23 protein-coding genes and 1 other RNA gene are annotated in these 26,112 nt (G+C 31.2%); 22 read left to right on the top strand and 2 right to left on the bottom strand.

The annotated features are described in order from the left end of the window. Positions 1-5 precede the first annotated feature (5 nt). The 3 genes from J3477_RS07030 (at position 6) to ppdK (ending at position 4,227) form a co-directional block, all read left to right on the top strand. Positions 6-644: a DUF4342 domain-containing protein gene (locus tag J3477_RS07030; protein WP_206868982.1), complete on the top strand. Its 639-nt coding sequence runs from the start codon at positions 6-8 to the stop codon at positions 642-644. A gap of 192 nt (positions 645-836) precedes the next feature. Then, the gene (ccpN, locus tag J3477_RS07025) at positions 837-1,472 is read left to right on the top strand and encodes a transcriptional regulator CcpN (RefSeq protein WP_206868981.1); all 636 of its coding nucleotides are present in this window, start codon (positions 837-839) and stop codon (positions 1,470-1,472) included. A 124-nt stretch (positions 1,473-1,596) separates the two neighbouring features. Further along, positions 1,597-4,227 (top strand): pyruvate, phosphate dikinase, encoded by a 2,631-nt coding sequence (ppdK, locus tag J3477_RS07020; protein ID WP_206868979.1) that lies wholly within the window; start codon positions 1,597-1,599, stop codon positions 4,225-4,227. A 248-nt stretch (positions 4,228-4,475) separates the two neighbouring features. Here the strand turns inward: ppdK and J3477_RS07015 are convergent, their stop codons facing one another. Next, a complete protein-coding gene (locus J3477_RS07015; protein ID WP_206868978.1) occupies positions 4,476-5,540 on the bottom strand; it encodes a CotS family spore coat protein in 1,065 nt (354 codons plus the stop codon). Positions 5,541-5,960: 420 nt separating this feature from the next. Between J3477_RS07015 and J3477_RS07010 the strand changes: the two genes are divergently transcribed. From J3477_RS07010 to J3477_RS06975, 8 genes are all read left to right on the top strand, one after another. Then, positions 5,961-6,989 carry a deoxyguanosinetriphosphate triphosphohydrolase gene (locus J3477_RS07010; protein WP_206868977.1) on the top strand — a complete coding sequence of 343 codons (1,029 nt, stop codon included), beginning with the start codon at positions 5,961-5,963 and terminating at the stop codon, positions 6,987-6,989. A gap of 221 nt (positions 6,990-7,210) precedes the next feature. Then, positions 7,211-8,992: a DNA primase gene (dnaG, locus tag J3477_RS07005; protein WP_206868976.1), complete on the top strand. Its 1,782-nt coding sequence runs from the start codon at positions 7,211-7,213 to the stop codon at positions 8,990-8,992. Positions 8,993-9,000: 8 nt separating this feature from the next. Further along, the gene (gene rpoD / locus J3477_RS07000; RefSeq protein ID WP_206868975.1) at positions 9,001-10,155 is read left to right on the top strand and encodes an RNA polymerase sigma factor RpoD; all 1,155 of its coding nucleotides are present in this window, start codon (positions 9,001-9,003) and stop codon (positions 10,153-10,155) included. Positions 10,156-10,289: 134 nt separating this feature from the next. Beyond that, entirely contained in the window at positions 10,290-11,177 is an 888-nt protein-coding gene (locus tag J3477_RS06995) for a PH domain-containing protein (RefSeq protein WP_206868974.1), read from the top strand. Positions 11,178-11,342: 165 nt separating this feature from the next. Next, positions 11,343-12,032 carry a tRNA (adenine(22)-N(1))-methyltransferase gene (locus J3477_RS06990; protein ID WP_206868972.1) on the top strand — a complete coding sequence of 230 codons (690 nt, stop codon included), beginning with the start codon at positions 11,343-11,345 and terminating at the stop codon, positions 12,030-12,032. 1 nt (position 12,033) lies between these two features. Then, entirely contained in the window at positions 12,034-12,837 is an 804-nt protein-coding gene (locus J3477_RS06985) for a Nif3-like dinuclear metal center hexameric protein (RefSeq protein WP_206868970.1), read from the top strand. A 310-nt stretch (positions 12,838-13,147) separates the two neighbouring features. Then, positions 13,148-13,945: a TIGR00266 family protein gene (locus J3477_RS06980; protein WP_206868968.1), complete on the top strand. Its 798-nt coding sequence runs from the start codon at positions 13,148-13,150 to the stop codon at positions 13,943-13,945. Positions 13,946-13,966: 21 nt separating this feature from the next. Further along, complete coding sequence (locus J3477_RS06975) at positions 13,967-14,242, top strand: hypothetical protein (protein WP_206868966.1); 276 nt, start codon at positions 13,967-13,969, stop codon at positions 14,240-14,242. Positions 14,243-14,484: 242 nt separating this feature from the next. Here the strand turns inward: J3477_RS06975 and J3477_RS06970 are convergent, their stop codons facing one another. Beyond that, positions 14,485-14,793: a hypothetical protein gene (locus tag J3477_RS06970; RefSeq protein WP_206868964.1), complete on the bottom strand. Its 309-nt coding sequence runs from the start codon at positions 14,791-14,793 to the stop codon at positions 14,485-14,487. Between the two features lie 456 nt (positions 14,794-15,249). Between J3477_RS06970 and J3477_RS06965 the strand changes: the two genes are divergently transcribed. The 11 genes from J3477_RS06965 to J3477_RS06915 all read left to right on the top strand — a co-directional run bounded on the left by J3477_RS06965 (position 15,250) and on the right by J3477_RS06915 (position 26,108). After that, positions 15,250-16,143, top strand: coding sequence for a LysR family transcriptional regulator (locus J3477_RS06965; RefSeq protein WP_206868962.1), 894 nt, complete (start codon positions 15,250-15,252; stop codon positions 16,141-16,143). 247 nt (positions 16,144-16,390) lie between these two features. Next, positions 16,391-17,137 carry a DUF554 domain-containing protein gene (locus J3477_RS06960; RefSeq protein ID WP_206868961.1) on the top strand — a complete coding sequence of 249 codons (747 nt, stop codon included), beginning with the start codon at positions 16,391-16,393 and terminating at the stop codon, positions 17,135-17,137. Positions 17,138-17,353: 216 nt separating this feature from the next. After that, positions 17,354-17,726, top strand: an RNA gene (gene rnpB / locus J3477_RS06955) — RNase P RNA component class A. Positions 17,727-18,539: 813 nt separating this feature from the next. Next, positions 18,540-19,175, top strand: a complete 636-nt coding sequence (locus J3477_RS06950) for a 4'-phosphopantetheinyl transferase family protein (protein WP_206868960.1) — start codon at positions 18,540-18,542, stop codon at positions 19,173-19,175. Between the two features lie 34 nt (positions 19,176-19,209). Next, a complete protein-coding gene (locus J3477_RS06945) occupies positions 19,210-20,298 on the top strand; it encodes a cysteine peptidase family C39 domain-containing protein (RefSeq protein ID WP_206868959.1) in 1,089 nt (362 codons plus the stop codon). Positions 20,299-20,327: 29 nt separating this feature from the next. Further along, positions 20,328-21,146, top strand: coding sequence for a hypothetical protein (locus J3477_RS06940; protein WP_206868958.1), 819 nt, complete (start codon positions 20,328-20,330; stop codon positions 21,144-21,146). A gap of 18 nt (positions 21,147-21,164) precedes the next feature. Further along, on the top strand, positions 21,165-21,935 hold the full coding sequence (locus J3477_RS06935; RefSeq protein WP_206868957.1) for an SDR family NAD(P)-dependent oxidoreductase: 771 nt from the start codon (positions 21,165-21,167) through the stop codon (positions 21,933-21,935). 46 nt (positions 21,936-21,981) lie between these two features. After that, entirely contained in the window at positions 21,982-22,719 is a 738-nt protein-coding gene (locus tag J3477_RS06930) for an SDR family oxidoreductase (RefSeq protein WP_206868956.1), read from the top strand. A 99-nt stretch (positions 22,720-22,818) separates the two neighbouring features. Then, positions 22,819-24,114, top strand: coding sequence for a B12-binding domain-containing radical SAM protein (locus J3477_RS06925; protein WP_206868955.1), 1,296 nt, complete (start codon positions 22,819-22,821; stop codon positions 24,112-24,114). Further along, positions 24,114-24,872: a PIG-L deacetylase family protein gene (locus J3477_RS06920; RefSeq protein WP_206868953.1), complete on the top strand. Its 759-nt coding sequence runs from the start codon at positions 24,114-24,116 to the stop codon at positions 24,870-24,872. The genes J3477_RS06925 and J3477_RS06920 overlap by 1 nt, the downstream gene beginning before the upstream one ends. A gap of 42 nt (positions 24,873-24,914) precedes the next feature. Next, on the top strand, positions 24,915-26,108 hold the full coding sequence (locus J3477_RS06915) for a beta-ketoacyl-[acyl-carrier-protein] synthase family protein (RefSeq protein ID WP_206868952.1): 1,194 nt from the start codon (positions 24,915-24,917) through the stop codon (positions 26,106-26,108). Positions 26,109-26,112: the final 4 nt, after the last annotated feature.

The raw sequence follows: 26,112 nt of genomic DNA, 5'->3' as shown, positions 1-26,112 counted from the left end.
TAAAAATGAGTGAAGTTACTTTAGAAAAAGTTGACCAAGTAAGACAAAGAACAGGTGTTAGTTATGCTGAAGCAAAAAATGCTTTAGAAGTAAATAATGGAGAAGTTCTTGATGCTTTGATTTATATTGAAGAAGTAAAGAGTCATGATAAAAATTATGAAAGTGAGTGGAAATCCGAAAAAGAAGAAGGCTCACAAAAATACGAAACAATAGAAGAATTTAAAGCTTGGTTATCTGAATTAATTAAAAAGGGAAATGTATCTAGAATTAAAATAAGAAAAGATGAGAAAGTATTAATCGATGTACCGGTTAATGCTGGAATTGCTGCGGGAGTTATTGCTTTAGTTTTACCTCAATTATTAGCTATAGGTATAATTACAGCTATTGCTACTAAGATCACAATAGAAATAACTAAAGAAGATGGGTCTGTTGAAGTTGTAAATAAGGTGGTAAAAGAGACTGTTTCTGATGTAAAAGATATGGCTAATGATCTAAAGGATAAAGCAACAGATTTGGCTGAAAACTTAAAAGATAAGTTCAATTCAGTGAAAAATGAGAAATCTGCTGGCAAAAATGTTCATGTAGATAATGATTCACCAGTTTATACCTATACAGTTAAATTTGATGAAGTGGATAAAGAATAAGGAATTTAAAGAAAAATAAGAAAATTCAGATGAAATAAGAGGGAAATGAGGAATATTCAAAGAATTTGAAAGATTATTCAGAAAATTTGGCATAGTCAAACTTTGATATAGTGATATAATAAGTTATGTAAAACGTATACGGTTCTGAATAATCAGAATATTCCTCTATTAAAACGAAAGAGGGGAAGGACATTGAAGTTATCACCGCGTCAGGAAGAGATAATAAAGCTTGTAAAAGAGGGACAGCCTATTACCTCAGAAGCGCTAGCTTCAAAGCTTGGGGTTACTAGAGCAGCATTAAGGCCAGATTTAGCAGTACTTACTATGATTGGTGCCTTAGATGCAAGACCTAAGGTAGGTTATGTTTATACTGAGAAGCCAATGAATAACCTCTTGTATGAGCACATCGCCAATATAAAGGTTAAAGACATAATGTCTAAGCCTGCATTTGTAAACGAAGAAACTATGGTATATGACGCGATAGTTAATCTTTTTTTAACGGATGTAGGAACACTATTTGTTGAGAGTGATGGCTTTTTAATAGGTGCAGTTTCAAGAAAAGATTTCTTGAAGATAGCTATAGGTGGAACAGATATACATAAAGTTCCTGTAGGAGTCATAATGACTAGAATGCCTAATATAATATTTGTAAGCAAAGAAGAAAGCGCATATAATGCAGCAAAAAAGATAATAGAGCATGAAATAGATTCTATTCCGGTGGTTGAAAAAGTTCTTGATGAGGAACAAAAGGATCAATATAAGATAATTGGAAAGATATCTAAAACAAATATAACAAAATTGTTTGTAAAAATGGGAAATGGTCAATAATTAAGGGTAAGTAATACAATCTATGGTTCACAGTTCAATTCGTCAGCTTTCGGAGCATTAGCTCTGTTAAGTATATATATATAAACATATTAATATAAATAGTATTGAACGGAGGAGTATTGAGATGGAGATCAAAAAATATGTTTACCTCTTCAAAGAAGGTAAGGCATCAATGAAAAATTTACTGGGAGGTAAAGGTGCTAATTTAGCTGAGATGACAACTTTGGGTATACCTGTTCCACAAGGATTTATAGTAACTACAGAAGCTTGTAATAAATACTATGAAGATGGAAGAAAGATTTCACCAGAAATAATAAATCAAATTCATGAAAAACTAGCTCAGTTAGAAGAAATATCAGGTAAAAAATTCGGTGATTTAAGTAAACCTCTTTTAGTTTCTGTAAGATCTGGAGCAAGAGTATCAATGCCAGGTATGATGGATACAATATTAAACCTTGGTTTAAATGATGATGCTGTTGAAGCTATGGCAAGTCTTACAAACAATCCAAGATTTGCATATGATTCATATAGAAGATTTATTCAAATGTTCTCAGACGTTGTTATGGGGATAGAAAAGAGATTATTTGAAGCTAAAATCGATGAGATGAAAGAAGAAAAGGGTGTACATTTCGATACAGATTTAACTGCTGATGATCTTAAAGAATTAGTTGTAAGATTTAAGGCACTTTATAAGAAAGAAAAAGGTGAGGACTTCCCACAAGATCCTAAAGATCAGCTTATAGAATCAATCACTGCTGTATTTAGATCATGGGATAACCCAAGAGCTATAGTATATAGAAGACTTAATGATATACCTGGGGATTGGGGAACTGCTGTAAACGTTCAAGAGATGGTTTTCGGTAATAAAGGAGAAACATCAGGTACAGGAGTTGCGTTCTCAAGAGACCCTTCTACAGGAGAAAATGCAATATATGGTGAGTACTTAATGAATGCTCAAGGTGAGGACGTTGTTGCTGGTATAAGAACTCCTCAACCAATTGCTAAATTACAGGAACAAAATCCTGAAATTTATAAGCAATTCGAAGACATAGTTAATACTTTAGAAAAACATTATAGAGATATGCAAGATATGGAGTTCACAATAGAAGAAGGAACTTTATATTTCTTACAAACTAGAAATGGTAAGAGAACTGCTCAATCAGCATTAAAGATTGCTGTAGATCTAGTTGAAGAAGGAATGCTTACAAAGGAAGAAGCACTTCTAAAAGTTGATCCAAAGCAATTAGACTCATTACTTCATCCAACTTTTGACCCTGCTGAAATGAAAAAGGTTGAAGTTGTAGCTAAGGGGTTACCAGCTTCACCAGGTGCTGCATGTGGAAAAATAGCATTCTCAGCTGAAGAAGCTAAAGAAAGAGCAGCAAATGGAGAAACTGTAGTTTTAGTAAGACTTGAAACATCTCCAGAAGATATAGAAGGTATGATAGCTGCAAGAGGTATCTTAACTGTAAGAGGTGGTATGACATCACATGCTGCAGTTGTTGCTAGAGGTATGGGAACTTGTTGCGTTGCTGGTTGTGGAGAATTAAAGATTAGCGAAGCTAATAGAACATTAGAAGTTGCAGGTAAGACTTTAACTGCTAATGATTGGATATCAATAGATGGTTCAACAGGTAATATATATGCTCAAGCTATAAAGACAGTTTCACCTGAAATAAGCGGGTATTTCGCAACATTTATGGGATGGGCTGATGAAACAAGAAAGTTAAAAGTTAGAACAAACGCTGATACACCAAGAGATACAGTTCAAGCAGTAGAATTTGGTGCAGAAGGTATTGGACTATGCAGAACAGAGCACATGTTCTTCGCTGAAGATAGAATTGCTGCTGTTAGAGAAATGATAGTTGCTAAGACTGTAGAGCAAAGAAGAAAAGCTTTAGATAAGCTTCTTCCAATGCAAAGAGGCGATTTCGCATCTATGTACGAGGCTCTAGAAGGAAGACCAGCTACTATAAGATTCTTAGATCCACCACTACATGAATTCTTACCTCAAGCTGAAGAAGATATCATAGCTTTAGCTAAGGAAATGGATATAACTTATGAGGAGCTTAAAGCAACTTGTGAGGAGTTACATGAATTCAACCCAATGATGGGTCATAGAGGATGCCGTTTGGCTGTTTCATACCCAGAAATAGCTGAAATGCAAACAAGAGCTGTTATCGAAGCTGCTATTGAAGTTAGAAACAATAAAGGCTATGATGTAGTTCCTGAAATAATGATTCCATTAGTTGGCGAAATAAAAGAATTAAAATATGTTAAAGATATAGTAGTAGAAACTGCTAAGACAGTTATGAGTGAAAAAGGTGTAGAAATACCTTTCAAAGTGGGTACAATGATAGAAATTCCTAGAGCTGCTTTAACAGCAGATATTATAGCTAAAGAAGCTGAATTCTTCTCATTTGGTACTAATGACTTAACTCAAATGACTTTTGGTTTCTCAAGAGATGATGCTGCTAAGTTCTTAAAAGACTACTATGAAAAGAAGATCTATGAACAAGATCCATTTGCTAAGATTGACCAAACAGGTGTTGGTCAATTGATGAAGATAGCAGTTGAAAAAGGTAGATCTGAAAGAGCTGATATCAAGCTTGGTATCTGTGGAGAACACGGTGGAGATCCTTCTTCAGTAGAATTCTGCCATGCATTAGGTTTAGATTATGTATCATGTTCACCATTTAGAGTTCCAATAGCTAGATTAGCTGCTGCTCAAGCTCAAATTAAAAATCCAAGATAGTATTTAAATAAAAAGAAACCTAATTTCAATTAGGTTTCTTTTTTAATGTATAGGAAACTACAAAATTAAACCCCATGAATAGATAGAAATATAGATTTCCATGTATTCATGGGGTTTAAAGTTCCTAACTCAACTATTAATTTATACATACCCGAAAATTCCCATTAGCCAGGATTTTCGAACAAGTATAAATTAAATTTCGATTAATGGACTCTTTAGTTCACTAATATTTTGAATATAACTTCTAATTATATATCTAATGCATAATGATTTCTTAAATGATCGGTTAATTCAGAGATAAAGTTAAGTTGGTAATCAGTTTTGTTAACTGTTTTTTCTAATAAGTTGCAGAAAGAATTCTTATTACATTTCTTTATGTTGTTATAATAGTCTTTAGAGATTCTCCAATATTTTTGAGGGAAGGATAAGTATACTAAAATATACTTAATATCATCAATAGTCAGTTTGTTTATCTCGTTATAATTTTTTATACAATTGATAGCTATTTCTACATCCCACTTGGTATTGTCTCTTTTTAGAAGTCGTCTTAGATAATAAGAAATATCATGTGCAATGTAGTCGTATGAGCACTTATCAAAGTCAATAATCCAAATGCCTTTTGACTTATCAAAGATAATATTCTTATTTACATAATCACCGTGACATAGGGAGGATGTAAGATTATCTCTATTAATGGTAGAAGCAGTTTCTAACGCTAACTTTGCTAAATCTATGTTTTTATCAAAGCTATCCAAGAACATTTTAGAAAACTTATCTTTATACAAGTATGCAGAGTTTGAACATATTAAAAGTTTTTGAAAATGTTTATTGATGGATATGTATAAGTCATCATATCCTTTCTTTATTTTACTACCTGGTATTGGGAAAAAATCTTTTGACGAATAATGCATTTTTGCTAAGTATTTTGAAGTTTCAACTATGTTGTCTATGTCGTCATAATTACATTTTTCTCCATCTACCCATGGAGTAAGTACGAAAAGCATATCATTATAATTTACAAATCTACTTTTATTTACTGTTGGCAAAAATCTTGGGACATTAATACCATTCCTATAAAGCCATTCCATAGCAGAATAGACAAAGAGTAACTCTGGTTCTGTATAATAAACTTTTTTTAAACAATAAGTTTTGTTGTTGTAATCAATTTTATAAACGGCTCTCTGCTTGTCTGTATTCTTCAACTTTATTTGCTCTATGGAGGCTTCTTTCAAATTGTAGTAAGGTAAGACGTGCTTTCCTACATTTGATTCAGATAATAAGCTGGCAGCAGCTGCATGCAATTCCTTTGGCATAAATACCTCCTTCACATAAAAATTCATATTATATTAATATTATGAAAATTATTACATTATACGTATGTTTTATAATTTTATTTTTACTATGTTTAATTATCATGATGAATTTAAAAAGGATCTCTCTGAAAGTTTGATTTTTAATGATTGGTTATAGGATATTTTGATATGAATATCTGAGTTTCAAAAAGTTATTAAAAAGAGGAAGCTTTATATAACAAGAATAAACTGAAGTGTAAGAGGGGGTTTTGTGTAAGGGAATAAAATTTTAGAAAAAAATTTTCTTGATTTGAATAATAATTTTATATTAATAATTATAAAATTGTAATAGTTTGAAAAAAATTGCAAATGATAAATAGTAGCATAATTTTGAAGGATTTTAAGAAAATATATAGAATATCTATAAAAGGAGGTGATTATATGACTATAAGGGAAAAAATTGAAGGTTTTGAAAGTTTGACACTGATTAAAGAGGCTTCTTTTTCTAACAAAACAAAGGGAAGGGAAAAAAGTGAAGAACAAGATCATATAAGAACCTGTTATATGGTTGATAGAGACAGAATACTTCATTGTAAATCTTTTAGGAGGCTTAAACATAAAACACAGGTTTTTATAAAGACGTCTTCAGATCATTATAGAACTAGACTTACACATACCTTAGAAGTTTCTCAAATAGCTAGGACAATTGCTGTTGGCATAGGATTAAATGAATATCTAGTTGAAGCTATAACACTTGGTCATGATTTAGGTCATGTAGCCTTTGCACATATGGGTGAAGAAGTATTAAATGAATTCTTAAAAGATGGTTTTAGACATAACGAACAAAGCGTTAGAGTAGTAAAACGACTTGAAAAAGAAGGAAGAGGGTTAAATTTATGCTTTGAGGTTATAGATGGTATAGAACATCATAGCGGCTTTACGAATGGTATTGCTAAGGCAGCAACCTTAGAAGGTCAAGTGGTGAGATATAGTGATAAGATGGCATATGTGAACCATGATATAGATGATTCTATAAGAGCAGGACTTCTTAGGGAGGATGAAATCCCTAAAGATATAATTAATATATTAGGTAAAACTAATTCTGAAAGAATAAATATTTTGGTAACGGATTGTATTGAAAATACACTGAACAACATAAAAAAAGGTGATATAAAGGTTTCTTTAAGTGACGAGGTTGGAGATGCAATGACTAAATTAAGAAGCTTTATGTTTAAAAAAGTGTATCTTGGGGATATATTAAAGATTGAAAGAGATAAAGCTAAATTTGTATTAAGACATGTGATTGAATATTTTATGAAACACCCTGAAGAGATGCCTAACATATATCAACAAATTTCGGAGCAAGAAGGTTTAGAAAGAGCTGTTGCTGATTATGCGGCTGGTATGAGTGATGATTATTGTCTTAATATGTTTAATAAAATATATGTACCTAAATTTGTGATTTATTAATAAATTTAGGACTAAAAGTTATATAATCATAAAAAAATATTAGTTATTTATATATAAGAAGGAAAATTAAAGGAAATAACGAATAATAAACATTACTTGAAGTTATAAAGTTTAATAATAAATTTGAAAAAATGTAGAACATAAAGAAGGATTTTATCAACTTATGTCGAATATTATAAAACTTGCAAAGAAATAAATTTATTTTAAGGTGGTTATGCTCCTTGAAAATATCAGAAGAACTTTTAGAAAAGATAAAAGAACAAAATGATATTGTGGATGTAATCTCAGAAACAGTTAGACTTAAAAGAGCTGGAAGAAACTATTCAGGACTATGTCCTTTTCATAGTGAAAAAACTCCATCTTTTTCAGTTACACAAGAAAAACAGATATATAAATGTTTTGGTTGTGGTGAAGCTGGTAATGTTATTACTTTCATAATGAAAACTAGAAATTTATCTTACTTTGATGCGGCTAGATTTTTAGCAGAAAGAGCCAATATACCGCTAGAAAGTGAGAGCCCAGGTAAGAGTAAGATAAATTGGAAGAAAGATTTACTTCATAAAATTAATACCGAAGCTGCAAGATATTTCTTTTCTAATCTTCAAAACGTCAAAATGCCAAAAGAGTATTTCCTACGAAGAGGTATTACTGAAAATACAATAAAAAAATTTGGATTAGGATACTCGGCGGATAGTTGGAATTCTTTGCTTAACTTCCTAAAAAGGAAGGGATATAAAGAAGAGGTAATAATTGAATCTGGGCTAGCTGTAAAAAGTGAAAAAGGAAGAGTCTACGATAGATTTAGAAATAGAGTAATGTTCCCAGTGTTCGATTATAAAGGAAAAGTTATAGGGTTTGGTGGAAGAGTGCTTGATGATTCTAAGCCTAAGTATTTAAACTCTCCAGAAACCTTAGTATTTCAAAAGGGTACTAATTTATATGGTCTAAACTTTGCTATAAAACAGGGAATACCAGAAAGATATTTTATTATGGTAGAGGGATATATGGACTGTATTTCACTTCATCAGTATGGAATAACAAATGTAGTGGCATCGTTAGGGACTGCATTAACTACAGGTCAGGCAAGACTTTTGAAAAGATATGCTGATAGAGTAATAATATCTTATGATGCAGATATAGCAGGTCAAAATGCTACTATAAGAGGATTGGAAATACTGAGAAGTGCTGGGTTTGATGTTAGAGTTCTGACAGTTCCTCAAGGAAAAGATCCAGATGAATACATAAGAAGCAATGGAAGAGAGGCATTTTTAAGGTTAATTGATTCAGCACAGCCTCTAATAGAATATAGATTGTTTAGAGCAAGAGAAGGAATAAACTTTAATGATAATGAAGAAATTATTAAATATGGAGAAAGAGTTACAGAGATAATAGCTGACTTGAATCCTGTGGAAAAAGATGTGTATGTAAAAAAAATCGCTGAAGATACAGGACTCCGTGAACAGTCATTGTACGACTTATTATCAAAAAAAATGACAAAAAACAATGAATCTTCTCTTAACATGAATAATAAGGAAGAATTTGGAACAAAATTATATGTAGAGCCAGCTTATATTAAGTCTGAAAGAAGTTTGCTTAAAATTATGTCAAATAAAGAATTCTATCAATATATAATTGGGCATATATCTAGAGAGGACTTAATTTTAGATTCTCATAAAAAAATATTTTCAATAATAACATCTTTATTTGAAGAAGGGAAAGAAGATATACATTCCCTAATAGAATTTAGATGTGATGATGGTGAAAGTTTAAAAGAATGGATACTTATAAGAGAAATTGAGACGATGATTTCAGAAAGTAATATGGAGAAAATCATCAATGATTATATAAAAGAAATTAAAAAGCAAAGTTTAGAAAATCACAAAAAAGAAATCTTACATAAGCTGAAACAATATGAAGACAAAGGATTGTTTCGAGAATCAATTGAGCTAGTAAGAGAAGCTAAAGAAGTAGACGAGAAACTTAAAAGATTAGAAAGGGGTTAAGTACGGATATGGCGGAAGGAGGTATTAACATGGAAACTATTGAAAAGGCAAATAAAGCTAAACCAACAAAGGATAAAGCAGTAGCCGCTAAAGTTGACGCTAAAGACAAAAATGCTAAGATGGGGATTGTTAAGAAACTCATAGAAAAAGGTAAGAAGAGTGGTACTTTAACATATAAAGAAATTATGGATGAATTAGATGAAATAGATCTAAGTCCAGACCAAATCGAAAAAATCTATGAAGTTTTAGAATCTATGGGAATAGAAGTAATAGGTGATATTGCTGAATCAGAGAATATCGAAGAAGAATTAGATCTTTCTATACCAGAAGGGATAGCAATAGATGACCCTGTTAGGATGTATCTTAAAGAGATAGGTAAAGTTCCTTTGTTATCATCCGATGAAGAAATCAGACTTGCTGAAAGAATCGAAGAGGGAGATCAGTATGCAAAGAAAAAGCTTGCTGAGGCTAACTTAAGATTGGTTGTAAGTATAGCAAAAAGATATGTTGGAAGAGGAATGCTTTTCCTAGATCTTATCCAAGAAGGAAATTTGGGATTAATAAAGGCTGTTGAAAAGTTTGATTATAGAAAAGGCTTTAAGTTCTCAACTTATGCTACTTGGTGGATAAGACAGGCGATTACTAGAGCAATAGCAGATCAGGCTAGAACTATAAGAATACCAGTTCATATGGTGGAAACTATAAATAAATTGATAAGAGTACAAAGACAATTACTTCAAGAGCTTGGAAGAGATCCATTGCCAGAAGAGTTATCAAAACATATGGATATGCCTGTTGATAAGGTAAGAGAAATATTAAAGATTGCTCAAGAGCCAGTTTCATTAGAAACACCTATAGGTGAAGAAGAAGATAGCCATTTAGGTGATTTTATACCTGATGATGAAGCTCCAGCACCAGCAGAAGCAGCAGCATTTACTATGTTAAAAGAACAACTTATCAATGTACTTGATACATTAACTCCTAGAGAAGAAAAAGTATTAAGACTTAGATTTGGTTTAGATGACGGAAGAGCAAGAACTCTTGAAGAAGTAGGAAAAGAGTTTAACGTAACTAGAGAAAGAATAAGACAAATAGAAGCTAAGGCATTAAGAAAGCTAAGACATCCAAGCAGAAGCAAAAAGCTAAAGGATTATCTAGACTAAAAGCACCTACACATGGTGCTTTTAATCTTAGGTAGGGCGAATTCTTTAACAATTTATAAACAATACCAAAAATTGGTGGTAACATTGTTAGGAAGGCCATAGATTTATGATATAATGACTTTGAGGTGGTAGGTTTGGAAATTTATAAACCCCGTAGAGGGATTGCCATTTATGAGCTGTTGTTTTTTATAATAGCTGTAAATATAATAATATATTTTGGAGTACAATATTTTAATACATATACAGAGATAAGTCTTGTTAAGATTTTTTCTGTTGCTTTCTCTATATATTGCTTATTTTATGTACTACAGACAGTTACTCTAAGATACAAAATACACTCAAATGGTGTTGAGATAAATGCTCTTTGGGGGATAAAGAAAATTTTTATACCATATGAAAAAATAGATGGATATAATGTTCAAACAGGAGCTATAAAGGGAATGAATCTTTCTGGGGTTGGTAGGACTATGTACAACTACGGAAGATCAGTGATAGAGGATGTTGGAACAAGCCATATGTTTGTTACTTCTAGCAAACAGGTATTATATATTCATACTGATGAGATAAGTTACGGTATTTCACCAAATGATATAGATTCATTTTTAACTAAGTTCAAGGAAAAAGATATCGAGCAAAAAAACTTTGATATTAAATACAATAAAAACAGGGATTTGTTCAAAGAAAAAAGCTTTCTTTTCCCATTTATGCTTGTGGCACTTATAATCGTATATATGACACTTAACCCTTTTGTTCTTTATTTGATGAATAAGCTTCCGGATAGTATGCCTCTATTTTTTGATGCAACATTTAGACCGGTAGTAGAGGGAACAGGAAAACAGTTTGCTTTTAGACAAATGACTTATGGAGCACTAAATATGATAATACTATTTTGTATGCATTATGCAGCATATTTTTGTGCTAAGTATGACAAGAGATCTGCTTATAAATATATCTATATAGCTTTACTTATTTCTTCAGTATTTTTAGCTATACAAATTAGAATACTACACTTATATCTATAATAAAAAACTTGAAGTAGGTAAGTTTTTAGAAGCAAAGATATGATTCTTAACTTTTTAAAAAATTTACCTAAGAAGGTTTATATCAATAATAGATAGGATAGTGTTATGTTTAATATAGTAGAATTTTTTATAAGCAAATGATGGATTTATAGAAAGGTGAACTTGATGGAACTTAGTAAAAGGTTACAAACCATAGTTAATAATATTGATAAATGTGACAGCATAGCTGATATTGGTACAGATCATGGATATGTACCAATTTATTGCGTAAAAAATGAAATTTGCAGTAAAGCTATAGCATCTGATATAAATAAAGGTCCTATTGAAAAAGCAAAATTCAATGTGTCAATGGATGGACTTGAGAAGAGTATAGATTGTAGACTTGGACCTGGACTTTCTACTTTAAAAGAAAATGAAGTAGAAGCGGTAGTTATAGCAGGGATGGGTGGTAATTTAACTAGAGATATATTACTAGAAGATATAGATAAGATTAAGAAATGCTCATTCATTATACTTCAGCCTGCTCAAAACCCTGAAGTGTTAAGAGAGTTTTTATATAGTAGCAAATTTGAAGTGCTTGATGAAGATATTTGCTTTGATGAAGGAAAATACTATGAATTGTTTAAAGTTAGGTTTAATAAAAGTAATAGACCTTTAGAGTTTGATGATTCTATCTACTTTGAGATAAGCCCTGTAATTTTGAAAAAGAAAAGTGAAACCTTCATAAGTTTTATAGAGTCAAAGATATCAAAATATGAAAGCATATTGAGTTTTATAAAAGAAGATACTATTCATGCAAAACAAAAGAGAGCTGAGCTAGAAGTTAAAATTTCTAAACTTAAGGAGATATTGTAGTATGAAGGTATTTGAGATATCAAAAATAGTAGAAGAACTTGCACCTAAAGCTTTAAAAGAAGATTTTGATAATGTTGGGCTTATGGTTGGAGATAGTGATGCAGAAGTATCTACTATATTAGTTGCTTTAGATTGTACCCTGAGTGTAATTGAAGAGGCAAAGGAAATTGGTGCACAGATGATACTAACCCATCATCCAATACTTTTCCTAAAGCCTAAGACAATTACTAAGGATACCTTATTAGGCAAAAAACTTATAGAACTTATAAAAAATGATATAAATGTATACAGTGCTCATACTAATTTAGACTCCACTAAAGATGGTATGAATGATACTATAGTTAAAATGTTAGGGTTTAAGATTGATAAAATCCTTGAAGTTTCTAATAGCTCAAAGAATGGAGATGCTGGTATAGGCAGATTAGTTTCTTTAGATACTCCTATGGAATTATCAGAGTTAGTGAATATAATAAAGAAAAAACTATCAATTCAAAACCTAAGATTTAGTGGAGACTTAAATAAGAAGATAAAGAAAATCGCTATAATAAATGGTAGCGGACAAGATTTTTTTGCAATTTCTAAAAGATATGGTGCAGATTGTATCATAACTGGAGACACTACTTATCATTATGTAAGTGATTATACAGAAGAAGGAATTTCAATTTTAGATATAGGACATTTTGGTTCGGAATGGCCATTGTTTATAGATATATGTGATAGGTTAACAGAAAAGATCCTTTCGGTTGATAAGAATGTAAGAGTTGTGGTTTCAAAAACCAATAGAGATCCATATAATTTTATATAGTAATATTTAGAACAGCTTAATAGAAATTAGGCTGTTTTTTTATTTTTTAGTAAATTGTGATTCATTTAAATCTATGGATAAGTATGCGTAATAGAGTTAAAACACAATATAAGTTAAAGAATAAAAAAAGAAGAATATGTCCTCATAATAAATAAATCGTCATATGGAACAATAAATATGTATAAGATGTTATTATATTTTAACATTAACTTATAGATAACTTAAAATTTTCTTAAGTTACTAAAAATATATTTTATTTGCACAAATTTTCAAATAGAATATTATTATAAACATATAAGGAGTGATTTTATTGTATTCACATGAAATAGACTACAAAATCTATGGAGATGATATGCAGTTCGTAGAAATAGAGTTAGATCCAAATGAAACTGTATTTGCAGAAGCAGGTGCGATGATGATGATGGATCAAACCATGAAGATGGAAACAATCTTTGGTGATGGAACAAATGCTAACAGTGGATTTATGGGCAAGTTGTTTTCAGCAGGAAAAAGAGTTATAACTGGTGAAAGTTTATTTATGACTGCATTCACTAACACAGGTTATGGAAAGGCACAAGTTTCTTTTGCAGCTCCTTATCCTGGTAAGATAATACCTATGGACTTATCAAAACTAGGTGGAAAGCTTATATGTCAAAAAGATGCTTTTTTATGTGCAGCTAAAGGTGTATCTGTAGGAATTGACTTTAGACGAAAATTAAGCGTAGGATTCTTTGGTGGAGAAGGATTTATACTTGAAAAGCTTGAAGGAGATGGATTAGCTTTCGTTCATGCTGGTGGAACGATAACAAGGAAAGATCTTATGCCAGGGCAAACTTTAAAGATAGATACTGGATGTCTTGTAGCAATGACAAGAGATGTTCACTATGATATCGAATTTGTAGGTGGAATAAAGAACACTTTATTTGGTGGAGAAGGATTGTTCCTAGCTACCTTAACAGGACCAGGATCTGTATGGGTTCAAAGCTTACCATTCTCAAGATTAGCTTCTAGAGTATTTGCAGCTTCAGGTATGCGTGGCGGCGGAAGAAAAGATGAAGGAAGCATATTAGGTTCATTAGGTAATTTTTTAGATGGTGATGGTTTCTAACAATTTTTGGGGTTGAGAGGTGTGTCAAAAAAGAAGAGTTACAAGAACTATGACTTTAATAACACTGGCAAAAGTTATGATGATCTAGGTGAAGATTTTAAAAAGTTAGGTACTGATATTAAGAACATATATAAAAAGGTTGATTACAAAGTACCTATGAAGTTCAAAAAAAGTACAAATTTATTAAAGTATCTAATAATATCAGCTATAATTGTATTGCTTGTGTTTACAAGAATAGGTATACCAATAGCCATACTAATGCTTATAGCTGCTTTGTATATGAGTAATAAGCATTAGAAATTAAGAGTAAGTACTAAAAATATATAATCTTATAATAAAGCTTTAAAGAATTAAAGTTGATATGAAATCTAAAAAGATGACTCTTGCATTAAGCGGAGTCATCTTTCATTTTAAACATAATATTTATTTAGGTTATTTTAAAATAAGGCGATGTGAAATTAAGTGGTTATACATCCGATGCTTTAATGAGCTTACGCAAAGAATTAATATGATCTTATCATATTCCATAGCTAAAATAATTATTTATATTCTATATAACCTCTCTTTTTGCTTTGTAATAACAATAAAAAATTTATAGTATAAAATCCAGCAAGTCCTAATATAACAAATATACTATCAAGATTAAAAACAATTATTAAAAATCCATAGGCAATAAGATATATAGTATTTATAATAGCAAAGTTAAATTGTAAAGCCAAAAATTCATATGATTTTACAACTTTGATTTTTGATCTTCTACTATAATAATTAAGCTTGTTTTTACATAAAACAGAATATATTAAGTAGATTACTCCAATAAATACAGGTATTAAACCAATAAAATTCATTTCAATCCTTCCTTTCATACTTAGAATAGAATTAAGTTATTATATGTTTAATTATAACATGTATTACATTATTTGAGATTAGGGCGCTTTAAATTTTTGAGGGTTTTAAAGCACCAAGCTGAAATTAATTGATTAGTAATTCAACTCTATATGAAGATTTGCATTAAAAGATTATTTGATTTTTCACAAGATGTTTATTATGCTTAAATAGTTACACATTACAAAGGTATTTAAGTATTATAATACTAATAAGTTATTTAGTATGGCTTATTTTGAGTATTTTGACTTTATTTAGTTATGCCATAGATGAAGAGCAGCAATTTAATATATTTTAAAGAATGATTAAAGATGCACCAGTTCAATGAAAAATCTATTTTTAATACTCTCACTTATTCTGGTGATAGAATTTAAAAAGAAATTTTGTTACGAAGAGGTACATTTATAGTAGGAGTAGCTATGGAAATCCGTCAATTGAAGTTTTTTATAAAAGTAGCAGAGTATAAAAATTTTACTTTAGCAGCAGAAGAAATTTGTATATCTCAATCCTCCTTATCAAAACACATTAAGACTTTGGAAAATGAATTAGGAGTAAAGCTTTTTGATAGGAGCAAGAGAAGCGTAAAGCTTACTGAAGCTGGTATAGAACTTTTAAATTATGCTAATGTAATGATTAATACATATAATGAGATGCATATAGCAATGAATGAATATAAGGAAAGTAATAGAAAAACTTTAACAATAGGTACGATTCCAGTTATGACTCAATATGGAATCCCATCACTAATTGCAAGCTTTGCTAAGAAAAATATTGATATTGATATCAACATTACTGAGGGCACTGGTCCTGAGATCTTATCATTTCTTGATAATGCGAAAATTGATTTGGCATTAATTCGTACAGTTTCATTATCAGGAGATAGTTATAAAATAAACCCACTGATAGATGATGATTTAGTAATGATTGTTTCAAAGAATCATCAGTTCGCAAAAAAAACTTCTGTTGATTTAGCTAAGGCATCTAAAGAAAATTTTATATTTTTAGATTCTGGTGCAGGAATATATGATATTAGCTTAAAAGCCTGCAGAGAGTCAGGATTTGAACCTAAAATTATATATAACTATAGCAGAATAGAAACTATCATTGGAATTGTAGCTGAGGGGATAGGAATATCCTTATTAATGAGAAAAGTAGTAGAGTTTTTCAATAATAAGGATGTAGTAATGGTAGACTTAGAACAAAGAGTTACTACTAATTTAGCTTTAGTTGCGCAAGCTCAAAAAAAGTCAACTGAAGCTATGAGAAAGTTCTATTCCTATACAGATGAATGGCTTAAAGCAAACAAAGCGTAGTGGATAAATAAATAATAAAACTTAAATAATTAATAATCACAGTAGAATCATATTTATAAGAATATGATATCAGTTGTTTAAGGCATATTAAGAAAAGATATATTCCAAAATGGAATATATCTTTTCTAATTCTGAATTGCTTCATAGTAATGGTCTAAATTATAATAAAATGAGGTTTAGACTAGAAGGTGTTTTGAATCCTTTTTAGTTATAAATTATATGAGTTAGTTAATGGAGGATAATTAAAATGCCAATTGGAGTAATAGTTAATGCATGTACAGTACTTTTTGGAGGAATAATAGGAGCAATTTTAGGTGATAAAATACCAGTGAGATTAAGAAAAGCTTTGCCATTAACTTTTGGAGTAGCATCAATGGGAATGGGCGTGAATTATATAGTAAGAGTACACACTCTTCCTGCCGTAATCCTAGCCTTAATACTTGGAAGCGCTATTGGTGAATTGATTAAGTTAGAAGAGATAATAGGTAAGTGGGCTAAAAAAGCTAAAGAACCTATTGAAGGATTATTTTCTAGTAATAAAAACGATGTTTATGATGAAGTTGCAGTTACCTTAGAAAATCAAGATGCTTTTATGGAGAAGTTTGTTGGAATATTGATTTTATTTTGTGCCAGTGGAACTGGTATATTTGGTGCATTAAATGAAGGTATGACAGGAGATCACTCAATATTAATTACAAAGTCAATTCTAGACCTTTTTACAGCAGGAATATTTGCAGCTAGTCTTGGAATATTAGTAGGATTCATTTGTATTCCCCAAATAGTTATATTACTTACTTTGTTTTTTGGAGCGACCTTTATATTACCAATGACTACACCAAATATGATTGCTGATTTTACTGCATGTGGTGGAATAATAATGTTAGCAACAGGTTTTCGCATAAGTGAGATTAAGAACTTTCCAGTAGCCAATATGATACCAGCACTTATCTTGGTGATGCCTATATCACATTTATGGGCTGTATTTATTCATTAATTTGTGATTATTTACTAGGGATTGATAACTCTAAACTTAGGACTATCTTTTTGAGATTTTTTAAGTTTTGAAAAGAGTTTTTTAAATATAGGCTTAATTATAGGGTTGTCCATATAAAATTATAAACTGATAGTAGAAAAATTTAGTCATATTATATTAAATATACTAAGAAAAATTATTTGCTTTATGTCGATTATTATGATAAGATAAATCTTGCGAGTAAGCCAGACAATCGCTGCTGACGACAGTCAGGAGAGGAAAGTCCGAGCTCCGCAGGGCAGGGTGCTGGATAACGTCCAGTCGAGGCGACTCGAAGGAAAGTGCAACAGAGATATACCGCCAGAATTCTTTTTAAGAATGAGTATGATATTTATATCATCTGGTAAGGGTGGAAAGGCGAGGTAAGAGCTCACCAGCGTGATGGCGACTTCACGGCTCTGTAAACCCCACCTGGAGCAAGATCGAATAGAGAGGCATTATGGGATTGCCCGTCCCGCCTCTGGGTGTATCGCTGGAGCCCCTCGGCAACGTTGGGCCTAGATAGATGATTGTCAAATACAGAACTCGGCTTACAGACTTATCTCGCATATATGAAAACCACCACGTTAAAGCGTGGTGGTTTTCTTTTTCTTATTTTAACAATATTTTAAGTTATTTAAAAGCTTTCTTTAAAAAACTGAGTATATGGCTTGTCTTCGTTTAACTTAATTGTCTTCGATGATTCCTTTTATAAATCTAACTATTACTAATAAGTATGGGGATAAAGAGATTGAAAAATTATAGATGAAAAAAATTCAACTATTATATTGAATATTATTAGCCGGTATTAATAAATAGCGATGTTACAAATTTAGTTATATTTTGAATCTTTATAACACTATGAGACATAAAAAAAGCTATAAAGTAACGAATTTACATAGATGTAACAAAGAAAATGTAAATATATATATAATTTACAATAAATGCTTGTTTTTTATAGAATAATGTAGTAATGTAAGTGATATAAAAGTATTTGTCGTTAAGTGGAAAAATGAAATATAAATGGAAAAAATAATACACAATTCTATGGAACAATTAAAAACATATAGATAAAATCTAAAATAATTAACCTGAGAGAAGATTTGAAACATATCTTAACAAAAACATTCCAAAAATAAAAATAATTTCAAAAGTAAATTAACCTAAATTAATAAAGGTGCGTTGCAATATTGTTATGTATCTTGTAAGAAGAATAATGCTTCAATATCCCAAAACTATTATAAAAGATATTTATATTAAGAAAGAAAATTGATTGCTTTAATGGAGAGGGTGTGTAGTAAAAAATATAATTATGTTCAAAGAAGTAAATGAAAAATTGAATACTTGTATTGCAATATGTTCACAATTTGTAGATGCGCGAAGTATGAAAGAAAGTTTATCTGAGAAGGAAAATATTCATTTTTTAAATTTACATGGAAAGATTAAAAAAAAAGAATTTTTAATTGGTAGATATTCAGCTAAATGTGCCGTGAGTGGATTGGCAGATAATTTGTCAATGAATGAAATAACTGTGAGAAATGGTTTTTCTGGCGAACCTCTGATAGACACGAATGGCGAACAACAATATTATATATCTATCTCTCATAAAGGTAATGTAAGTGTTTCAATTGCCTCTAATTTAACAGAGTTTTTAGGCATTGACTTAGAGTATGATGATAAGAATCGTTTTGAAGCAATAGAGCTTATATGTTCAGAGAAAGAAAAAATAAAATTTCTTCCATATGGATTACATATAATTTTGTGGACTGCAAAGGAAGCTTTATCGAAGGCACTTAAGACCGGATTAATAGAAGGTTTAAGGAAATATGAGATAGAGAGTATAAGATTAGAAAATGATGTTTGGTATGGTACATATTCTTATTTTAAACAGTTTAAATTTCAAACTATTGTTTTATATGGATATGTAGTAACAATAGTGTTACCTACGTTTATTGATATAAATATTGATACGAAGAGTATCAAACAATTTTTTGAGTCCTTGGAAGATATAGAAAACTAAAATGTATGAATTTGATTTTGAGAGGTTATTGTAAATGATTGAGAAATATAAAGATATTCATAGGATAGGTATGCATTGCGAGACTGTGGCAGTGCGTGACATTATACATTACTATGGCACTGATTTAACTTTTCATGATTTACTTGGACTAGCAGGTACACTTGCTACATTTTGTTGTAAGCCGCATTCTTATAATGCTGATGTACCATATTTAAGCTTAAGTGGTTATACATCCAATATTACAATTGATGCGGCAAATACGCTAGGGTTAGATGTAATAACTTACAATTATGATACATTTGAAAATTCTTTTAAGCTGATTTGTGAGTATGTTGGCAATAAAATACCAGTAATTGTACGTTTATCTTATAATGAGTATGCACCTAAAATATATGAACAGAGGCCATTTTCTAGTGAAATAGAAGAGTGTGTTGATATTAATTTTGGGGTTCATTATATACAAATACTTGCTTTTAATGAAGCGGAGCAGTGTGTATATTTTGCAGAGAGTGATAGGCCAGATATACAGTCAATGCCAGTACAATTGTTGAAAAATGCAATGAATGCAAAAGCCAAGGAGATGCCAGTTGAAAATGAGTTTATGGTCATAATGCCACCAACTAAGCCAATTACTTTAGGAAAAAATCAGATCCTTTCATCATTTCAAAAAATGTACCTAAAGACATGTAATAATTTTAATTTCGGAGATCAAGCATTTGTTGGAGTAGGAGGGGTTGAAAAGTTTAGGAAGGAATTTCTTGAAATATTAAATACCTGTGACGAAGCATATATACGTGCCAATGTGGCGTGGTTACTAATATCAACAGGAGCAGTCTTCAAAAGTAATATTTTATATAAGAGCTCATTAAAACGCTATTGTGATACTGCTCAAAAGATAACTAATAATATTAGATTTGTGAATCTTAGTAAAATAGCTGGAAAGCTAGAGAGAAGCTGGAGAGCATTCAATAATGATTTGTATAATTATATCTATGACAAAGAAATCGATAAACTTAAGTATAGGATAGAGAATATGGATGATCTTATGTCCTTGGAAAATGAGTACTCAGATGAACTCAGAAATACTATGCACACTATTTTTGAGGATGCAAATATTGTATGATTCAATAAGATTTGAGGTGAAATATAAGAGTGAGATTCTATTCAGATGAGATAATCCTAAGTAAATATATGCAAAATTATGACAAGGAAAAATTTACAGAGACAGTTTGTTTTGGTTTAGGGTGTGGTTTGCAATTTGATTATGATTCAATGACAGGTGTTATTTCACCACTTCGCAGAAATGTTATAGAACGTTTTTTTCAAAGGATGGCCTATCCAGTTAAAGTAATATGTATCAAGGAAAGTTATTCATATCCAATTAAACAGATACGAGAATATATAAACAATGGATGCATACCAATAATACAATTTAAGGAACAGTATGGATTAATAAATGACATAGATTCTAAAAATAATTTTTTTATACAAGATTATGAAGGAAAACAAGAAAAACTTCTAATCAGTGAAGTGTTACAAGCTAGTAGCGTATGCAGAGTGTTTCTTATTGATAACTGCTTTAATGAGCATTTTCCATCAAATTATGATTTAAAGATTATATATCGTAGTGCAATTTGGATAGATGCTTCAGAATGCCTTCGTTCAACTTCTTATTTAATGGGATTAAGAGAATATGATGATTATAGTGATGATATGAAATACAGTTTGACTTCTTTATTCCAAATGACACGGAGTAAATACGCAGATTGGTTAGATAAAGTATCTGATGAATTGGAGGATAATTCTTTTTCAATTGCTTCGGAGAAATGCCGTTTGATAGCAGAGTTGTGGAGTAAATATCAAGAATCTATTAGCCAAAGCAAAAATGGAAAGTTATTGCTGAAGGATATTTATGCTCATGAAAACGAGCTGTGTAAAGATTTATGTAATATAGTTCAAGTAAAAATATAAGTGGCAGGGTGTGAGAATTTGAGTGAAGAGTATGAAAACAAAGATCATATAAAGAAGACCATTATAGTTACTGGTGGGAGTAGAGGAATTGGAAAAAGCATTGCAAAAGAATTGGCGGAACTTGGTTTTAATATAGCAATATTATATGAAAAAGATAGTAAAGCAGCTGAAGAAACTGCTTTTGAGATTGAGAAAGATAGTGGTATAGAATGTTTAACATATCAGGCATCTGTTGCAGATGTCACAGCTATCAATCAATGTGTTAACGACATTGAATGTAAAGGCGGCAAAATATATGGTTTGATTAATAATGCAGGAATTATTAGAGATGGATTTCTTATGACTATGCCTGAAAATGATTGGTTGAGTGTTATAAATACAAATTTGTTTGGTACGTTTAACTGCTCAAAGGCAGTACTTCCTTTAATGAAAAAGAATGGTGGCGGGATCATTGTAAATATTGCATCTATAAGTGGAATAAAAGGTGAAGCAGCACAGGTTAATTATTCGGCAACGAAGTCTGCAATAGTTGGATTCACACGTTCTCTGGCAGTTGAACTTATCGAACATTCAATAAGTGTTTATGCAATCGCGCCTGGTTTTATTGAAACCGAAATGGTAAAAGTATTATCGCCTAAGATTGTAGAGAACAATATAAAAAATATTCCTATGCACAGATTTGGAAAAACAGATGATATTGCAAATATAATAAGGTTTATTTTTAAAGAAAATCCAAGTTATATGCAAGGACATGTTTTTATACCGGACGGAGGCTTGAATTGCATTTAAGCTTTGCAGAATTGAAAAATAGTGTAATGGAAAAGAGGGAGAACTAGTGAACTTTTTGATTATATGCAAATTGAATGAATTGGACTACATGATATGCAAATCAATGGCTAAGAATGGGTACAATGTTTATTTTAGTTATGCTGCTGAAAATAGCGGCTATGCGGAAAAATTAATTTCTGACTCTACAGTGGAAGGGAATTTTCACGGCAAGCTTATCGACGTAAGTAGAAAGGAATCTATAATTGCGATGTTAGAGGAGTTTTCAACATTAAAAGTTTCGTTGGATTGTTTTGTGACATCAATAAATTTATGTTTTTCAAAGTCATTTGAAGAAATTAGCATCGAAGAGATGCAGCTAATGATTAATGAAAATATTAACAGCATGTTTTATGCTTCAAAGCATGCTTTACCTATGTTGATGGAGAGCAAAGCTTTATATTGTAATATCATAGATTCATGTGCATACAACTCCGTAAAAGGTTTGACAGCATATTCAATGACACAGGCTGCAAGTATAGGTTTTATGAAATCTTTTTCTAAAGAGTATGCAAGGTATGGTGTACGAATGATTAATATAGTAACTGATATCATAAGTAACAATCAGCTATCAAGCTACTTAAGCAATGTAGAGATGAAATCATTAAAAAAGAGAAAATTGTCTATGAAACTAAGTGAAATTAGCGAAATATGTGAAGAGATTACTAATATATTGTGTACTTCGAAACATATCACAGGTCACAGTATATTTGTAGATAATTTAGCTACTGACTACATATTTTGTTGATTTTACTGTATATCTAAAAATGATAAAAATCAAACAATACAAAGAAAATTATTTTTGTAAAGTGTTTACTAAGTAAGCGGAACAAAAGGGGGGGATTTAATGAAGGTATTGCTAATAATGCCAACTGTTCATAAAGAAGGTATTGAACGTGTAAAACCATTTTGGCTACCACCACTAGGACTTGCAACAATTGCATCATATATACCAAATGATGTTGATGTTGAAATTATTGATGAGAATATAAAGGATATCGATTTTAATATTAATGTGGATTTAGTTGGAATATCATGTATGACAAGTCAAGCAAATCGCGCTTATGATATTGCAAGAGAATTTAGAAAACGAAATGTAACAGTGGTCATAGGAGGGTATCATCCAAGTTCATTACCTGAAGAAGCAGCAAAGCATGTTGATGCTGTAATGGTTGGTGAGGGAGAAGGAATATGGGAACGTTTAATTAATGATTTTAAAAATAACGATGTGAAAAAATATTATAGACATGAAGATGGCTTCCCAGTATTATGTGAACTACCAAGACCAAGACGAGATCTTTTGGCTGATGGATATCAGATGATTAACACAATTCAAACAGCTCGAGGATGTCCATATGCTTGCGAATTTTGTAATGTTTCTACCTTTTTTGGAAGACAGTATAGAGTGAAACCTATTGATGAAATTGTTGCTGAAGTTAAAGAAATGAAAGAAAAGTATGGCGATATGTTTTTCTTTGTGGATGATGAAATTACAGCAAATCCTAAACGTAGCATAGAATTGTTCAAAGCACTTACCCCATTAAAAATTCATTGGTGGAGTCAAGCAACATTGCGAAATATGACAAGTAACCCTGATGTTATTAAATATGCTAAAGATAGTGGCTGTTTTATTATGGTTGTTGGGTTAGAGACTATTAATGAAAAAAATATGGAAAAAATGAATAAAGCACATAATTCTATTGCTAGTTATGAAGAGCAAATTGCAATGATTCAAGAGAATGGTATATACCTGAACCCCAGTTTTACATTTGGACATGATAATGATACTGCTGAAACTTTTGAGAATGTGCATAAATTTATAAATAGAAATAATATTGCAATGGCTACCTTTAACATTTTAACTCCATTACCAAATACTAAGTTTTATAATCGCCTAATGGAGGAAAATAGAATTTTTGAACATGATTGGAGTAAATATAACATGGGGAATTGTGTGTTTAATCCAAAAAGTATGTCAGCACAGGAGCTTGACAGATGCTTTCAAGAATTTTGCAGAAAGTTCTATTCAATTCATGAGATAGGTATTAGGGTTAGTAAGGTAAGAAAAGAAGACAGGGGACTTTTGTATGGATTTAACCTTGGATATAAAAAGATGCTTGATAAATTTGGAGTGATAATGTAATGATACAAATTCTAAATAAAATCTTAAGTAGAACTACAAAAGTTATTCCAATTCCAAAGTATTGCTTGCCAAGTATCTCTAAAGCACTTATAGTAGCACCGCATATGGATGATGATATCGTAGGGTGTGGTGGAACAATACATAGGATAGGACAAGCTGGCGCTGAAGTTAGTGTTTTATATCTTACTAATGGATGCCGTGGAAACTCAAATATGCAATATGATGAACAGCTTGGGAATGTAAGAAGATTAGAAGCAGAAAAAGCTTTTCACTACATCACTGGAGAAAGGTTCAAGAACTTATTTTATATGGATATTTGTGATGAGTGTGTATCAAAACATCTTGAGGAAACGGATGACTTGAAAAAAATTCTTATGAAGGATGAATATGATGCGATTTTTGTTCCATATGTTCTTGATATTCACCCAGATCATCGTGCAGCAAATTATCTGTTGACCAATGTGTTGGAGAAAATTGATAAAAAAATAACGATATATTTCTACGAAGTATGGGTCCCTCTTATACCAAATTTGATAGTAGATATAACTGCAAGTTTTTCAGAAAAGTGCAATGCGATGAAAATGCATGAATCTCAAATGGCAACAAAAAATTATATTAAGATGATTAGTTGTTTAAACGGATATCGTGCAAATTTTGCAGATAGAGATGAAATGTTATATGCAGAGGCATTTTATAAATGCTCAATTGATGAATACATTCAGATAATTAGCGAAGTGCGACAGGGTTTGGTTTACTAACAGGGAATTTAATATAATTAAGTTTTGGAAGGAAGGCCTGATATGAAAATAGTTGTAACAGGACTTGGAGTCCTAAATTGTATAGGTAAAAATAAGGATGATTTTTGGAAAAATCTTTGTAATGGTGAAAGTGGTTTAGCTACAGTTTTTCCTAATGCGATAGATGAGAGTAACATCATGAAGATTGGTGGATTCATACATGATGAAGACAGCAGGTTGATAGACCCTGGATGCAATCGGACAACAGCATTAGCAATGGTAGCATTTGATGAAGCAATCAAGGACGCTGGAATTGTTATTGATGAAAGTAACAAGGAACGTGTAGGTATATCTGTAGGAACGTCGATTGGTGGGTATCAAGAAGTCGAAAAATATCAAAGAAGTGTGAAAAATGAGTTTGAGTATGATACTAAAAATAGCGTTCAAATATATCCTGCTTACACAGCACACAAAATTGCTGATAAATATGGTATTGAAGGTCCATTAGTAACAAATGGAGCAGCTTGCGCAGCTAGTTCAAATTCCTTTGGAAGTGCACTTGCACTTATGAAAAGTGGAGAATGTGATGTTATTATTACAGGTGGCTGTGACCCAGCTTCTTATATGTCACAATATGGTTTTTTTGCACTAAAAGCACTGGCTAAAGAATTATGTAGACCGTTTAACAAGGACCGAAAGGGAGTACTTATTGGTGAGGCAGCAGCTTTTCTTGTTTTAGAAACATATGAACATGCTAAGGCGCGTAACGCAAAAATATACTGTGAAGTTGCTGGTTATGGTTGTAGCAATGATTCATATCATGCAACGGCTCCTGATCCTAAGGCTGGTGGGGCTATAAGAAGTATAGAACGCGCCCTAGATTATGCAGGGATTAAGGCCTGTGATATTGAGTATATCAATATGCATGGAACAGGAACTAAGCTTAACGATGTTATGGAACTTCTTGCATTAGATATGGTATGGGGTGAACATGCAAAAAGTGTTTACTTTTCATCTATAAAGGGATCAGTTGGTCACACCCTTGGATGTGCAGGAGCATTGGAGGCATTAGCAAGTGTATTATCGTTGTATAACGGTGTAATCCCTCCAACAGCATTGCTTGAAGAGCAGATTGCAGAGGGATACTCAGTGGTTAAAGATAAAATGATTCATAAAAAAATGAATTTTGTTATGTCAAATTCATTTGCGTTTGGTGGAAATTCTTCTTGTGTAATTTTTAAAGCAGTTAAAAAATAGAAAG

This window comes from Clostridium zeae, assembly GCF_017312485.1.
In the GTDB taxonomy this organism is placed as follows: Bacteria; Bacillota; Clostridia; order Clostridiales; family Clostridiaceae; genus Clostridium_AR; species Clostridium_AR zeae.
Note: the sequence above shows the minus strand (reverse complement) of the source record. Positions and strands in the feature narration are given on the sequence as shown.

Excerpts from the sequence above, each read along its gene's own strand:
- J3477_RS07030 (WP_206868982.1), top strand. The coding sequence starts at position 6 with ATGAGTGAAGTTACTTTAGAAAAAGTTGACCAAGTAAGACAAAGAACA.
- ppdK (WP_206868979.1), top strand. The coding sequence starts at position 1,597 with ATGGAGATCAAAAAATATGTTTACCTCTTCAAAGAAGGTAAGGCATCA.
- J3477_RS07015 (WP_206868978.1), bottom strand. The coding sequence starts at position 5,540 with ATGCCAAAGGAATTGCATGCAGCTGCTGCCAGCTTATTATCTGAATCA.
- J3477_RS07010 (WP_206868977.1), top strand. The coding sequence starts at position 5,961 with ATGACTATAAGGGAAAAAATTGAAGGTTTTGAAAGTTTGACACTGATT.
- rpoD (WP_206868975.1), top strand. The coding sequence starts at position 9,001 with ATGGCGGAAGGAGGTATTAACATGGAAACTATTGAAAAGGCAAATAAA.
- J3477_RS06990 (WP_206868972.1), top strand. The coding sequence starts at position 11,343 with ATGGAACTTAGTAAAAGGTTACAAACCATAGTTAATAATATTGATAAA.
- J3477_RS06985 (WP_206868970.1), top strand. The coding sequence starts at position 12,034 with ATGAAGGTATTTGAGATATCAAAAATAGTAGAAGAACTTGCACCTAAA.
- J3477_RS06970 (WP_206868964.1), bottom strand. The coding sequence starts at position 14,793 with ATGAATTTTATTGGTTTAATACCTGTATTTATTGGAGTAATCTACTTA.
- J3477_RS06965 (WP_206868962.1), top strand. The coding sequence starts at position 15,250 with ATGGAAATCCGTCAATTGAAGTTTTTTATAAAAGTAGCAGAGTATAAA.
- J3477_RS06960 (WP_206868961.1), top strand. The coding sequence starts at position 16,391 with ATGCCAATTGGAGTAATAGTTAATGCATGTACAGTACTTTTTGGAGGA.
- J3477_RS06950 (WP_206868960.1), top strand. The coding sequence starts at position 18,540 with ATGAAAGAAAGTTTATCTGAGAAGGAAAATATTCATTTTTTAAATTTA.
- J3477_RS06945 (WP_206868959.1), top strand. The coding sequence starts at position 19,210 with ATGATTGAGAAATATAAAGATATTCATAGGATAGGTATGCATTGCGAG.
- J3477_RS06925 (WP_206868955.1), top strand. The coding sequence starts at position 22,819 with ATGAAGGTATTGCTAATAATGCCAACTGTTCATAAAGAAGGTATTGAA.
- J3477_RS06920 (WP_206868953.1), top strand. The coding sequence starts at position 24,114 with ATGATACAAATTCTAAATAAAATCTTAAGTAGAACTACAAAAGTTATT.
- J3477_RS06915 (WP_206868952.1), top strand. The coding sequence starts at position 24,915 with ATGAAAATAGTTGTAACAGGACTTGGAGTCCTAAATTGTATAGGTAAA.